This window comes from Mediterraneibacter faecis (genome assembly GCF_055383675.1).
This window is the reverse complement of record NZ_AP043803.1, coordinates 3,014,516-3,027,827: the sequence shown is the minus strand read 5'-3', so window position 1 is coordinate 3,027,827 and position 13,312 is coordinate 3,014,516. Positions and strand designations below refer to the sequence as shown.

Annotated in this window: 12 protein-coding genes; 10 read left to right on the top strand and 2 right to left on the bottom strand. The window is 42.3% G+C overall.

Translation table 11 applies throughout. The features are described from left to right. Positions 1-141 precede the first annotated feature (141 nt). The 7 genes from bioB (at position 142) to ACZ47Z_RS14295 (ending at position 7,094) form a co-directional block, all read left to right on the top strand. Complete coding sequence (gene bioB / locus ACZ47Z_RS14325) at positions 142-1,137, top strand: biotin synthase BioB (protein ID WP_054754223.1); 996 nt, start codon at positions 142-144, stop codon at positions 1,135-1,137. Between the two features lie 175 nt (positions 1,138-1,312). Then, positions 1,313-2,719, top strand: coding sequence for a TrkH family potassium uptake protein (locus tag ACZ47Z_RS14320; RefSeq protein WP_227164683.1), 1,407 nt, complete (start codon positions 1,313-1,315; stop codon positions 2,717-2,719). Between the two features lie 72 nt (positions 2,720-2,791). Beyond that, on the top strand, positions 2,792-3,448 hold the full coding sequence (locus tag ACZ47Z_RS14315) for a potassium channel family protein (RefSeq protein WP_055146979.1): 657 nt from the start codon (positions 2,792-2,794) through the stop codon (positions 3,446-3,448). Between the two features lie 3 nt (positions 3,449-3,451). Next, positions 3,452-4,240 carry a 23S rRNA (guanosine(2251)-2'-O)-methyltransferase RlmB gene (gene rlmB, locus ACZ47Z_RS14310; RefSeq protein ID WP_054754229.1) on the top strand — a complete coding sequence of 263 codons (789 nt, stop codon included), beginning with the start codon at positions 3,452-3,454 and terminating at the stop codon, positions 4,238-4,240. 196 nt (positions 4,241-4,436) lie between these two features. Then, positions 4,437-5,429 (top strand): ornithine carbamoyltransferase, encoded by a 993-nt coding sequence (argF, locus tag ACZ47Z_RS14305; protein WP_015530001.1) that lies wholly within the window; start codon positions 4,437-4,439, stop codon positions 5,427-5,429. Between the two features lie 205 nt (positions 5,430-5,634). Beyond that, positions 5,635-6,627, top strand: a complete 993-nt coding sequence (locus tag ACZ47Z_RS14300) for a biotin--[acetyl-CoA-carboxylase] ligase (RefSeq protein ID WP_020436572.1) — start codon at positions 5,635-5,637, stop codon at positions 6,625-6,627. Positions 6,628-6,749: 122 nt separating this feature from the next. Further along, a complete protein-coding gene (locus tag ACZ47Z_RS14295; RefSeq protein ID WP_015530004.1) occupies positions 6,750-7,094 on the top strand; it encodes a DUF6145 family protein in 345 nt (114 codons plus the stop codon). 155 nt (positions 7,095-7,249) lie between these two features. On the opposite strand, the gene lon is transcribed toward ACZ47Z_RS14295, so the two are convergent. Together lon and ACZ47Z_RS14285 are read right to left on the bottom strand one after the other, a co-directional pair. Further along, positions 7,250-9,520 carry an endopeptidase La gene (gene lon / locus ACZ47Z_RS14290; protein ID WP_196021852.1) on the bottom strand — a complete coding sequence of 757 codons (2,271 nt, stop codon included), beginning with the start codon at positions 9,518-9,520 and terminating at the stop codon, positions 7,250-7,252. Positions 9,521-9,619: 99 nt separating this feature from the next. Beyond that, positions 9,620-10,234 carry a TetR/AcrR family transcriptional regulator gene (locus ACZ47Z_RS14285; RefSeq protein ID WP_054754237.1) on the bottom strand — a complete coding sequence of 205 codons (615 nt, stop codon included), beginning with the start codon at positions 10,232-10,234 and terminating at the stop codon, positions 9,620-9,622. Between the two features lie 263 nt (positions 10,235-10,497). On the opposite strand from ACZ47Z_RS14285, the gene ACZ47Z_RS14280 reads away from it, so the two are divergent. From ACZ47Z_RS14280 to ACZ47Z_RS14270, 3 genes are read left to right on the top strand one after another with little or no spacing between them, the layout of a single operon-like run. Beyond that, a complete protein-coding gene (locus tag ACZ47Z_RS14280) occupies positions 10,498-10,866 on the top strand; it encodes an SCP2 sterol-binding domain-containing protein (protein ID WP_054754240.1) in 369 nt (122 codons plus the stop codon). 28 nt (positions 10,867-10,894) lie between these two features. Then, a complete protein-coding gene (locus ACZ47Z_RS14275; protein WP_226861508.1) occupies positions 10,895-11,860 on the top strand; it encodes an alpha/beta hydrolase in 966 nt (321 codons plus the stop codon). After that, positions 11,860-13,275 (top strand): condensation domain-containing protein, encoded by a 1,416-nt coding sequence (locus ACZ47Z_RS14270; protein ID WP_054754272.1) that lies wholly within the window; start codon positions 11,860-11,862, stop codon positions 13,273-13,275. Before ACZ47Z_RS14275 ends, ACZ47Z_RS14270 begins: the two co-directional genes overlap by 1 nt. Positions 13,276-13,312 lie beyond the last annotated feature (37 nt).

Sequence of the window (13,312 nt, the reverse complement as noted above, 5' to 3'; positions counted from 1 at the left end):
AATGATAATGCTGAAGAAGCGTTGGAGATATTTGAGGATTGCGGGAATTACATAGCAATGGAGTAATCCGGTTGCATCAGTGAATGACAAAAATTACTTTTGAAACTCATATCATAGAAACAGAAGAAAGGGAAATATACCATGTCAAACAGATCAATTCATACATTACTGAAAAACTGGGATGAAGAATGTCCGCTTACAAGAGAAGAAGCAGTTGAAGTGCTGAATCTTCCAGAGGAGGAGATGGACAGTCTGATGGAGTGTGCTTATGCACTTCGTACAAAATACAAAGGGAAGAAAGTAAGCGTTCAGCTTCTGACAAATGTTCGTAGTGGAAACTGTACACAGAACTGCGCTTATTGTGCACAATCTAAGGATTCTCAGGCAGAGATTGAGAAGTACAAGAGAGTATCAGATGAAAAGCTTTATGGAGATAATGACCTGGTAGATGAGAAACATCTTGCAAGACATTGTATCGGATTGAGTGGAATCGGATTCTCAGACGAGGAGATTGAAGATCTTGCAGACCGTATCCGCGAGATGAAGAAGAAAGATACACAGATCTGCTGCTCCATCGGCTTCCTGACAGAGAAGCAGGCAAGAATCCTGAAAGATGCTGGATTGGACCGTATCAACCATAATCTGAACAGCAGCCGTTCTTTCTATCCGGAGATTTGTACAACACATACTTATGATCAGCGTGTGAATAATATCAAGATGCTTCAGAGTCTTGGATTCGAGATCTGCAGTGGTGGAATTGTTGGAATGGGTGAGAGTAAGGAAGATATCGTTGATATGCTGATGGATCTTCGCAAGATCAATCCGGAATCAGTTCCGATCAATTTCTTACTTCCGATTCCGGGAACAAGACTGGCAGATCGTGATATCTCAGAGCTGACACCGGAGTATTGCTTGAAAGTTCTTTGTCTGGCAAGACTGATGATTCCGAAGTCCGATATCCGCTGTGCAGCAGGAAGAGAAGTTTACTTCAAGGGATTGGAACCGGAACTTTTCAAAGTTGTTGATTCTATCTTTGCATCAGGTTATCTGACAGCCGGAGGCCAGGGAATCGATGACACAATGAAAATGATAAAAGATGCGGGATTCGATGGAGAGATCGAGTCTACAGATCACTAAAAATGATTCAAACTATATAATAATTTTAAATAAACCGCCAAACGAAGGATACGCTGTTCTGAGGATGAATCAGAGTGGCGTATCTTTCGTTTTATCAGCTTTTACTTGCAGATGATTAAAGGGAGTGGTAACATGGGGGTTAATAATTGTCATGTGAGAGCGAGGAAAGATAGGCATGTATGGATTTTATATAGATGAAGACAGGAGAAAAGCACGAAGAGCAAAATGGAATACAGTGAGGATCATATCAATCGGATTCTTTGGCGTGATTCTGCTTGGCAGTCTGCTCTTATGGCTTCCATTTTCAAATCATCAGCCGATTCGTTATATCGATGCACTGTTTACAGCTGTAACATGTGTCTGCGTGACAGGATTGGTGACAGTTGTGCCGGCTGCGCAATTTACAGTGGCAGGAAAAGTGATTCTGCTTATTCTGATCCAGATCGGTGGACTTGGAATCATTGCATGTACAACTGCATTTTTAATTCTGGTTGGAAAAAGAATAAATATGAAGGAACGAGTTGTCATTCAAGAAGCCTATGGTCTGTCCACACTTCAAGGAATGATCCGGTTTATTGAAAGAGTATTGTGGGGAACATTTCTTGTAGAAGGAATTGGCGCAATCGGATATTCATTTCAGTTTATTCCGGAGTATGGTGTTGCGAAGGGAATCTTCTATTCCGTGTTTCACTCAATCTCTGCATTTTGTAATGCGGGTGTAGATATTCTTGGAGATTCAAGCTTTACGAGATATGTCAATACACCAGTGATCACAATTACGACAACAATGCTTGTCATTCTCAGCGGTCTTGGTTATCCGGTATGGATCGATCTTGCGAAGAATATAAAGATGACAATACAGTCCAAGGGGAAACGGCCAGTCGGAAGAACGATCACAAGACTGAGCCTGCAGAGTAAAATTGTTCTGACAATGACGTTGTTCCTTCTTACTTTGGGAACTTTGGGATTCTATTTGTTGGAGCATCATAATCCGGCAACGATGGGAACATTGAACGCTGCAGGGAAATTCCAGGCGGCTTTTTTCCAGTCTGTGACGACGAGAACGGCAGGATTTGCCAGCATATCTCAGTCAGGCCTTACGAATGGTTCGAAGCTGCTGGCCTGCATGCTGATGATCGTCGGTGGTTCACCGGCAGGAACTGCAGGTGGTATCAAGACAACAACAGTTGCTGTTCTCTTGCTTACAGCGATTTCTGTCTTGAGAGGAAACAAAGATACGGAATGTTATGGAAGAAAAATTACATTCGAAATTATAAGAGTAGGGATAACAATCACACTTGTGACATTTGTCTTCTGGCTGTTTGGGGTGACGGTGATGACAGTGATCGAGCCACAGCAGAAAGTCCTTGATCTGATGTTTGAGGCGACATCTGCGATGGCAACAGTTGGTCTGACAGTGGATCTGACGCCGGTGCTTAGTGATATCAGTCATGTCGTTCTGATGCTCATGATGTATATTGGACGAATCGGACCAATGACGATGGCACTTATATTTTCCGGTCATGTGGATAAGAAGAATCAGTTCCGTACTCTGCCGGAAGCGAAGATTATGGTTGGATAAAAATATAAAAGAGAAGATAAAAGAAACGGGATAAAGAAAAGATAAGAAGCAGTATATGAGAAGGAGAAAACGATGAGAAAGCAGTTTGCAGTTCTGGGGCTTGGTAGCTTTGGCCGGAGTGTGGCCTTGACACTTGAAAATATGGGATGCGATGTGATTGTTGTAGATAAATCACAGGAGACAATTCAGGAGATCTCGGACAGAGTAACTTATGCTATTACGGCAGATATCACAGAGAAAGAAGCTCTGAGTGCACTGGGAACAAGGAATTTGGACGGAGCAATTATTGGAGTTGCGGAGAATCTTGAAGCAGGGATCATGGCGACTCTGCTTTGTAAAGAAATAGGAATTCCAAAGGTTGTTGCCAAAGCAAAGAATAAGTTACAGGGAACTATATTGAAGAAAGTAGGGGCAGATACTGTTGTATATCCTGAGATTGAGATGGGCAGCCGGGTTGCCAAAAGCCTTCTGGCAACAGAATTCACAGACTGGATTGAACTGTCAAATGATTACAGTATGGTTGAGATCGCTGTTCCAAAACCGTGGATCAATCACAGTATGGCAGAACTGGGTATACGTACGAAATATGGAGTTACAGTTGTAGGAATCATGCAGGACGGAAATGTTAATGTAGAGTTTAATCCACAGATGCCGCTTCCGGAGAATGCACTATTGATTTTGGTTGGAGCAAATAAAGTACTCGAAAAAATTGGAAAATTGGAGAAATAGATTATGATAACAAGTACATCGAATGCACAGGTCAAAGAACTGGCGAAGCTGCAGAAGAAGAGCCGCTTAAGAGATGAGAAAGGAATCTTTCTCGTGGAAGGACCAAGAATGACAGAAGAGATTCCGGCGGAACGAATTGAGAAAGTATATGCTTCAGAAAGCTTTGCAAAGAAGAATAAAGAATTTTTAGAGAAATTACAGGCGCCGGTCGAGCTTCTGACAGATACTGTGTTCGCTTATGTGTCAGATACAAAGACACCGCAGGGAATTCTGGCGATTGTGAAGAGACTCAATTATACGATGAATGACCTGATGCAGGTGAAAAATCAGAAGGCACCGCATTTGGTTGTGTTGGATAATCTGCAGGATCCGGGAAATCTCGGAACTATTTTCAGAACAGCTGAGGCAGCAGGTGTAACCGGAATCTTATTGAGCAAAGATTGCGTGGACGTCTACAATCCAAAGGTGATTCGTTCCACGATGGGGGCTGTATTCCGTATGCCGTTCCTCTATGTGGAAGATCTTCCGGAGAAGATCAAAGAGCTGCAGAAGAAGAGTATTAAAACTTACGCAGCACATTTGCGTGGAGAAAATGCATACGACGAGGAAGATTATACAACTGGTTGTGCATTTTTGATAGGAAATGAGGGAAACGGACTTCGTGATGAAGTTGCAGACTGCGCGGATTGTCTTATCCGTATCCCAATGGAAGGCGAGGCAGAATCTCTAAATGCGGCAGTGGCAGCGGCGGTTCTGATGTTCGAAGCAGGAAGACAGAGAAGAAAGAAATAATAAAAATGCATAAAAGAATGTATAAGTACTGAATAAATATGTATAAAACAGAGTAAAATAAAGTTTTAGTTGCATTTTTATACACGAATGTAGTATACTAAATTCATCGGTTACAATGTAGGTTCAAAGATATGAAGAAGAGAAGGACAGAGAGGGTTCTGATTCATATAGTTATAGAATAGAAAGGACGAGAACGATGGATTTAAAAGGAAGAAATTTTCTGACACTGAAGGATTTTACACCAGAGGAGATTACATACCTGCTTGATCTGGCAGCAGACCTCAAAGAGAAGAAGAAAAACGGAGTACCGGTGGATCATTATCATGGCAAGAACATTGCACTGATCTTTGAGAAGACAAGTACAAGAACACGTTGTGCATTCGAAGTGGCAGCGCATGATATGGGAATGGGAACAACTTATCTTGATCCATCAGGTTCTCAGATTGGAAAGAAAGAGAGCATCGAAGATACAGCTCGTGTACTTGGAAGAATGTATGACGGAATCGAATATCGTGGATTCGGTCAGGAAATCGTAGAAGATCTTGCAAAATATGCAGGAGTACCGGTATGGAACGGTCTGACAAATGAATATCATCCGACACAGATGCTGGCAGATATGCTGACAATCCGTGAGAATTTCGGAGAACTCAAAGGCCGCAAGCTTGTATACATGGGAGATGCAAGATTTAACATGGGTAATTCCCTGATGATCGCATGCTCTAAGCTTGGAATGCATTTCGTAGCATGTACAACAAAAGAATATTTCCCGAACGAAGAGCTTGTTGAAACTTGTAAAGGTTATGCTGCACAGTCCGGAGCAACAATTACTCTGACTGAAGATGTAAAAGAAGGAACAAAGGACGCAGATGTTATCTATACAGATGTATGGGTATCCATGGGCGAGCCGGATGAAGTATGGGAGAAGAGAATCAAAGAACTTTCACCATATAAGGTAACAAAAGAAGTTATGGCAAATGCAAAAGATACAGCTATTTTCCTGCATTGCCTGCCGGCATTCCATGACCTGAAGACAAAGATTGGAGCAGAGATGGGACAGCGTTTCGGAATCGAAGATATGGAAGTGACAGACGAAGTATTCGAGTCTGCACAGTCCAAAGTATTCGATGAGGCAGAGAACAGAATGCATACGATCAAGGCTGTAATGGTTGCAACACTTGGCGAGTTCTAAGAGAACGTAATCGCACATCGTGTGAACAGTAACGCGCAATGTATTTGATGAACTTGAGAAATCAGCAGAAGTTTGGTATGATAAATGAGTTGAAGATCAGACCGGCTTCTGTGGAAAATAAGAATGAGCAGAAGGTGTCTGTTATTCCAGAGATGGGACAGACACCTTTCTTTTGTATAAAGGTCTGATGAGAGGTGGAATTAGAATGAAAGCTGAAATATTAAAATTATTGAGGGAAGCGGACGGATATGTGTCAGGCCAGCAGCTTTGTGAAAAGTTCGGGGTGTCAAGAACTGCAGTCTGGAAGGTGATCCGTCAGCTGCAGGAAGAAGGATATCAGGTTGAAGCTGTGCGGAATAAAGGTTATCATATTGTAGATAGTCCGGATGTGATGACGAAAGAAGAGCTCGATAGCCTGATGGATACGCAGTGGGCCGGAAGAAACATCGTTTATTACGATTCGGTAGATTCTACAAATCTGAGGATCAAGCAGATGGGAGATGAAGGTGCACCGGAAGGTACACTTGCGGTAGCAGATAAGCAGACAGCCGGAAGAGGGAGAAGGGGCCGTTCCTGGGATTCACCGTCAGGTTCAAGCATTTACATGTCCTTGTTGCTTCGTCCGAAGATTGAACCGGATCAGGCGCCGATGCTGACGCTTGTGATGGCATTAAGTGTAGCAGAGGGAATCATGGATTGCGGAGATTCCTGTGGAAACCCAGATGTAAAGATCAAGTGGCCAAATGATATTATCATTAATGGAAAGAAGCTCGTCGGAATCCTGACAGAGATGAGCACTCAGATCGATTACATTAATCATGTAACGATTGGTGTAGGGATCAATGTGAACCTGACAGAGTTCCCTGAGGAGATCCGTGAGACAGCGACATCACTCAGACTGGAATGTGGACATGTGGTAAAGAGAGCACCGTTGATCGCAGCAGTGATGAAACGCTTTGAACAGAACTACACGGTTTTCCTTGAACATGGAGATCTGTCCGGTCTGAAAGAACGTTACAGCGAATTACTGGTTAATAAAGACCGTGAGGTCCGGATTCTTGGCGCGAAAGAACAGTACAATGCTTACGCACTTGGAATCAATCAGACAGGAGAATTGATCGTTCGGAAAGAAGATGGAACCGAAGAGGCGGTGTATGCCGGAGAAGTTTCGGTGCGCGGCGTATATGGGTATGTATAACCAGGTGGATAAGACCTACGGAATGTGAATAAGTCATCGGGATTATGCAGTGAATGTGGAAAATATGGAAAGGTAAGTACTGTTTACAGAAACTGTGGGCAGTGATATAAGGTGTAAAAATTATGGATGAAGAAATGGTATTGTGTGCGGCCAGCTCCTATGAGCAGAAATATTATCTGAACCCGGAATTTGAATCTCTTCCGGAAGCAGTGAAACAGGAATTGCAGATCATGTGTGTGTTGTATACAGCGGATGTTGGAGGAGTTCTCCTGCTGGTGTTTGATGAGAATGGAAACCTTGAGTTGAAAGTAGAGCACAACGAGGGTGATTTCTCATTCGATGAGATTGGTAGTGTACTGAAGATCAAAGAGCTGCAGGACACAAAGGAAGAGCTTTTCAAGTCTCTTGAAATGTTTTACAAAGTATTCTATCTCGGAGAAGAGATGGAAGAAGAGACAGAGGAATAAATAGTCAGATAAATAGATTACGGTTTATCTGTCGAATTTTAAAACTATAAAAAAGCCCATGGCGGAATCTGAATGATAAGTTTGTTGAACTTATCATTCAGATTCCGCCATGGGCTTTTGTTTCTCATAGTTTCCGTTTAACGATAGGTCACTTTTTATCCGAGCAATAACTTCAGAACGTCGCTGACCTTTTTCACCGGAGTGATTTTCAGCTTATCCTTTACTTCAGCAGCTACATCTTCGAGATCATCTGCGTTGTCAAAAGGAATCAGTATTTTTGTAATACCGGCCCTCTGGGCAGCCATCAGTTTCTCAGGAAGCCCACCGATCGGAAGTATACCTCCGCGGAGGGAAACTTCACCGGTCATGGCATAATCCGGGCTGACAGCCTTTCCGGTAACAAGGGAAGCAAGTGCTGTGGTTAATGTAATGCCGGCAGATGGACCATCTTTTGGAACAGCTCCTTCCGGCACATGAATGTGCAGATCATGATCCTGGAAAACCTTGCTTTCTTTAGGATAAAGAGACTTCACAAGTGTCAGTGCAATCTGTACAGATTCTTTCATGACATCTCCAAGCTGTCCGGTGATGATCACCTTTCCTTCCCCTTCTGTCAGCTTTGTCTCTATAAACAGAATCTCACCGCCTGCCTGTGTCCATGCAAGTCCGGTGACAACACCAGGCTGTGTGGAAGTTAATTTCTGGTCATGATGCAGTTTCTTACGGCCGAGATAGTCTTTCAGATTCGATTTATTTACTGTCAGAGTCTGCCCCTCTTCTTTTACAAGACGCACAGCAGCGGAACGACAAAGCATATCAATCTGTTTCTTAAGTCCACGGACTCCGGATTCCATCGTATAATCTTCAATGACCTTGCGCAATGCACCATCCGTTATCTTTAACATTTTCTTCTGGATTCCCATAGCGTCCATTGCTTTTGGAAGTAAGTGCTTTCTGGCAATATGGAATTTTTCCACCGCCGTATATCCTGGAAAATCGATCACTTCCATACGGTTCAGAAGCGGTTCAGGAATCGTATCTGTAGAATTCGCTGTGCAGACGAACAGAACATTGGATAAGTCATATGGAACATTCATATAATGGTCTGTAAATGTACTGTTCTGCTCCGGGTCAAGCACCTCAAGCAATGCACTTGCCGGATCTCCGCCATAATCTTTCGCAAGCTTATCTACTTCATCAAGAACTACAACAGGATTGGAAACGCCGCTGCGTTTAATCCCTTCCATGATCCGTCCCGGCATAGCACCGATATAAGTTCTTCTGTGACCGCGGATCTCAGCTTCATCTCGGATACCGCCGAGGCTGATGCGGACATATTCGCGGTTTAACGCACGGGCAATACTCTGTCCGATACTTGTCTTACCGGTACCAGGCGCACCGACAAAAAGGAGGATGGAACCATACTGTTTCCGGTTCAGTGCCATAACAGCAATCTGCTGGATGATACGTTCTTTGACTTTCTTAAGTCCATAATGATCTTCATCAAGAATCTCTTCTGCCCGGTTTAAATCAATCGGTGTAAATTCCGGATGCTTCCAGGAAAGACTGGTGACAAAATCAAGATAGTCATAGAGAAGCCCATATTCATGGCTGTCTTTTCCTTCCTGCTTCATACGATTCAGGACTTTGTCCGCTTCCTTACGGGCATCTTCATTCATGCCGGATTCCTGGATCTTTTTTTCAAAAGCGCGGACATCGGAAATGTTTTCCGGGTGCATCTCATCTAATTCTTTCTGAAGGTAATCGATCTGCTTCTTAATTGCAACCTCTCTGTAAAGCTGCTCCTGGTCACCTTTCTGTGCCTCCTGTGCTTCAGAAGAAACTTTGGCAACTTCCATGAATTCTTTGATCGCATTCTCAATCAGTTCACAGCGCTCACGGCGGGAATCTGTCTCAACAATTGCATATTTTTCTTCGGAAGTAATGTTCAGATAATCTGAAAGAGCAGAACCGAGGTCATAGATATTCTTTCTCTGGATAATGTAGCTTCTTGCCCAGATCCCCCATTGATAATTCTGAACAAATTTCAGAAGCGAGTTCCGCAGGTTTGTGAAAGTCTGCTTCTCTTCTTCTAAAGGAAGATCATCTACCTCCGGACGGATGGAAGCTGTAGCTGTAATCTGTCCGTTCTCATCCAGCTCAATATCATCAAGACTGACACGTTCTAATGTACGAATCTGGATGCTGTCATCATCACCGATGGATTCGACTCTCGCAGACATACCGACCGGGTAAATATCATCTATAGTAACAGTAGTCTCATCCACTTCATTTTTCAAAAATGGAAACAGAATATCTGTACCGACTTCAATCTGGTCTGCAGCAGCCCCCGGAAAGAAATCACGTTTAAAAAAATAAGTGATATCAGGGAGTAATAATATATTAAAAACAGGACGAATAATCATAAAAACACTCCTTTCGTCTCATGATTTATCATATCATCGTCAGCAATTCAAAATGGTGGGATATGTTGTGTAATGCAGGTGCCGCGAACAGAAAACTGCTTACAGCTGTGCCATCAGAAAGTTTAGCGATCCCGCAGGATTCTCAGTTCCTTTTTCCAAAAGAGAGACAAGAGCAGAGATTGTCTGTTCAATCTCATCTGCTGTTGAAGGTATTAAGGTGTTATCCATCTTAACAGTCAGTACAATCAGTACGATCTCAGCAAGAGAAACAGGGTCAGCACAGCGGATTAAATCCTGTGCAATCCCTTGTTCAATAATGGAAGCAAGAACCGGCTTGAGTGAAACGATGAGATGATTCATGTACTTTTGATGAAGAAAAGCCCGCTCCGGTGCAGCCTTTGTAGTTGATGGCTGTGTCTTTAAAAAAGCCGCAGAGGAATTTCGGCAGGCCTGAAAGATCAGAGCCATGCGTGTGAAAGGTGAAATCTCTCTTTGCTCTGCAAGATGTCTTGCTGTTGTTATTGGAGCTTCATAATTGCGTTCTACCAGTGCTTCAAGAATTGCATCTTTGGAAGAAAAATAATAATAAATACTTCCTTTTCCAATTTCAGCAGTCTGAGCAATCTCACTGACAGAGATATTAGAAAGTTCTTTGGTTTCCAGAAGCTTTTGAAGAGCATCCAGAATCTTATCGTATTTTAATTGTTTTGGCATAGAAGTCCGCCTCGTATATTCGTAAGTATATTTGGCCAGTTCCAGATTACGGGAATTGACCGATATCCTTTTAAGTATAGCACAATAAAGTCGGAAGAACCAATAAAATAGAAATAAAAAAGAGGACAAAAAAAGGACACTTTAAAACAAAAGATTGTCTGAAATAGATAATTGACCACGGGTCGAAAAAGTGATAGATTAAAAACATAGCAAATCGACCATCGGTCGAAAGAAGAAAAGCTGAAAAGGAGAGGGAGAGAAAAATGACATACGCAGACATGTTTTCAAAAGTAAAAGGAATGATGATGGAAGCAGACGTAAGTACTGTGAATGAACATCTTGCATATCAGTTTAATATAACAGGAGAAGCAGAAGGAATCTTTTATGCAGAGGTAAAAGAAGGAAAGCTGTATGTGGAACCATACGAATATTATGACAGAGATGCTATTTTTATTTGTTCCGCAGAGACACTATTTAAAATCAACGAGGGAAAGCTGGATCCGGTTCTCGCAGTAACACTGGGAAAATTGAAAGTAGAAGGCAATATTGACAAAGCTCTGTATCTGAAAAAACTGATTGATAGCAGAAAAGCAGAACAGAATACAATAAAGAAAACACAGAAACAGAAATAACTGTAAAAAGGAAGCAAAGGTGATAAAGATGATGCATTACGGAAAACTTCTTGCACTTGCAGGTCTGGTGGGAATCGTATCAGCAGAGGCAGGTGGAAGTGCATACTTTTACAGAAGAACAATGATGCGTTATAACGCAAAGACAGAACGCACGATGAAGATGTCCGGGGTAGACTGGGATCAGTATTTTTCAAAGATGAAGGAATGCAGGGAGTGGATGATGGAGCAGCCTCATGAAGATGTCTGGATCCGGTCGGAAGACAGTTTGAAGCTTCATGGAACGTATTTCCAGGGAGCAGGAAATGTCGAAGAAAAGAAATGCAAAAAAGCAGTGATCTGTTTTCATGGCTACACGAGCCAGGGGCTTGCAGATTATGGAAGTATTTCAAATTATTATTTGAAGCGTGGTTATAACGTTCTTCTTGTTGATCAGAGATCACATGGACAAAGTGAAGGGAAATACATTGGATTCGGATGTAAGGACCGTTATGATGCATATCGATGGATTGAATGGGTGATCGGACAGGAAGGAGAAAATGTTCAGATTCTCCTGCATGGTAATTCTATGGGAGGCGCCACAGTATTGATGGCAAGCGGGCTTGATTTGCCGCAGCAGGTAAAAGGAATTATTGCAGATTGTCCGTTTACTTCGCCCAAGGCAGTGTTTACACATGTACTTCACAGTATGTATCATCTTCCGGCGTTTCCAATAATACAGATTGCGGATGCGGTGAATAAAAAACAGGCAGGATATGGACTGGATGAGTGCAATTCTGCCCGTGAAGTCAGAAAAGCAAAAGTTCCTGTCCTTTTGATCCATGGAGACGCAGATACATTTGTTCCATGCAGTATGTCTGAAGAAATTTATAAAAATTGTAAATCTCCAAAACAGAAGCTGATCATCCACGGGGCAGGACACTGCGAAAGTTATTATAAAGACAGAGAAGCTTATGAAGGAGCAATGGATTCATTTATAGGAGGAATCATAGAATGATGAAAACAAGAAAAGGATATCCTGTATACCCACTGACGGTAGCGCAAAAATTTCATTTGTATTATCTGCCATTTTGTCCGAATGCGGCAGTACTGAATATTGGCACAAGCCTGACAATTGGCACAGATCTGGATTGGGATGTACTCCGAGAGTCCATTTACAAAGCATATGAGAGAAATGAAGGGATGCGGATACGCTTTGCAAAGGACAAAGAGGGGAATGTATATCAGTATGTTGTAAGTGCAGAGCAGGACAGAAAAGAACGGGAGATAGAGTTCGTTGATTTCTCCAATGTGACTATGGAAGAGGCAGCTGATACGATGCAGAAATGGACAACTGTCCCATTTCCATTCGAGGATTCACTGATGACAAAAATTAAAATGATCCGCACTTCAGATGGATTCAACGGAGTGTATTTCCTCGGACATCATATGGTGGTAGATGCTCAGTCGCTGATCACATTTCTGAAGGATATTATTGAGCTGTACTGTAATGCAAAATATGAAGGTGTCCCATATCCAAAGGATATGTGTTCTTACATAGATCAGGTAAAGAAGGATCTCGCATATGAAGCCGGAAGTAAAGCACAGCAGCGAGACAGAGAATTTTTCAGGGAACTGATTGAATCATCAGAGCCGGTTTATAATGGTGTTAATGGAACAGATAAGCTGGATGCAGCGAGGGAAATGTTTAAAAATCCAAAGCTTCGTTCTGCATTTAATGCGACAGATGATGTGAGTTCTGCATTGGATATCTTTCATTTGGAAGCAGAACCGACCAAACGTCTGATGGATTTCTGCGAAAAGTACCGGGTATCCCTGGCATGTCTTTTATTGATGGGATTACGTACTTACTTCCAGAAAATGAATGGACAGGAGGATGTATCGATCAATAATGCGATTGCCAGAAGGGCTACATTAAAAGAAAAGAAATCCGGTGGAACAAGAATTCATTCGTTCCCGTTTCGTACCGTATTTTCAGAAGATGTGAAGTTTATCGATGCAGTATATGAAATCCGTGATAAGCAGAATGAATTATTCCGTCATGCAAATTATGACCCGACAGAATATTTCGCATATCGCTCCAGGACATATCCACAGCCACAGAATGGACTGACGTATGAGCCGATGTCTTTGACTTACCAGCCTATGACATTGCAGGAGAAAGGACTGGAAGATCTTGGAGGAATTCAATATAAGACAAAATGGTATCCGAATGGAATGACAACACAGGCAATGTATCTGACAGTCATGCACCGACCGGAGGATAATGGATTGGATTTCAACTTTGAACATCAGAAAAAAGCAATCTCAAGAGAAGAGTTGGAATATCTGTATTACTATTTATGTAAAATTATGTTCAAGGGAGCAGAAAATCCTGAACTTACAATTGGAGAAATTATAAAGCTTGTATAAAAGAAAGATGATCCGGATCATGTTGAGAATCACGATC

What these genes read in the sequence shown, in the direction of transcription:
- ACZ47Z_RS14315 (WP_055146979.1), top strand. Translation starts at nt 2,792, where the DNA reads ATGAGAAAGCAGTTTGCAGTTCTGGGGCTTGGTAGCTTTGGCCGGAGT.
- rlmB (WP_054754229.1), top strand. Translation starts at nt 3,452, where the DNA reads ATGATAACAAGTACATCGAATGCACAGGTCAAAGAACTGGCGAAGCTG.
- bioB (WP_054754223.1), top strand. Translation starts at nt 142, where the DNA reads ATGTCAAACAGATCAATTCATACATTACTGAAAAACTGGGATGAAGAA.
- ACZ47Z_RS14320 (WP_227164683.1), top strand. Translation starts at nt 1,313, where the DNA reads ATGTATGGATTTTATATAGATGAAGACAGGAGAAAAGCACGAAGAGCA.
- ACZ47Z_RS14285 (WP_054754237.1), bottom strand. Translation starts at nt 10,234, where the DNA reads ATGCCAAAACAATTAAAATACGATAAGATTCTGGATGCTCTTCAAAAG.
- ACZ47Z_RS14300 (WP_020436572.1), top strand. Translation starts at nt 5,635, where the DNA reads ATGAAAGCTGAAATATTAAAATTATTGAGGGAAGCGGACGGATATGTG.
- ACZ47Z_RS14280 (WP_054754240.1), top strand. Translation starts at nt 10,498, where the DNA reads ATGACATACGCAGACATGTTTTCAAAAGTAAAAGGAATGATGATGGAA.
- lon (WP_196021852.1), bottom strand. Translation starts at nt 9,520, where the DNA reads ATGATTATTCGTCCTGTTTTTAATATATTATTACTCCCTGATATCACT.
- argF (WP_015530001.1), top strand. Translation starts at nt 4,437, where the DNA reads ATGGATTTAAAAGGAAGAAATTTTCTGACACTGAAGGATTTTACACCA.
- ACZ47Z_RS14295 (WP_015530004.1), top strand. Translation starts at nt 6,750, where the DNA reads ATGGATGAAGAAATGGTATTGTGTGCGGCCAGCTCCTATGAGCAGAAA.
- ACZ47Z_RS14275 (WP_226861508.1), top strand. Translation starts at nt 10,895, where the DNA reads ATGATGCATTACGGAAAACTTCTTGCACTTGCAGGTCTGGTGGGAATC.
- ACZ47Z_RS14270 (WP_054754272.1), top strand. Translation starts at nt 11,860, where the DNA reads ATGAAAACAAGAAAAGGATATCCTGTATACCCACTGACGGTAGCGCAA.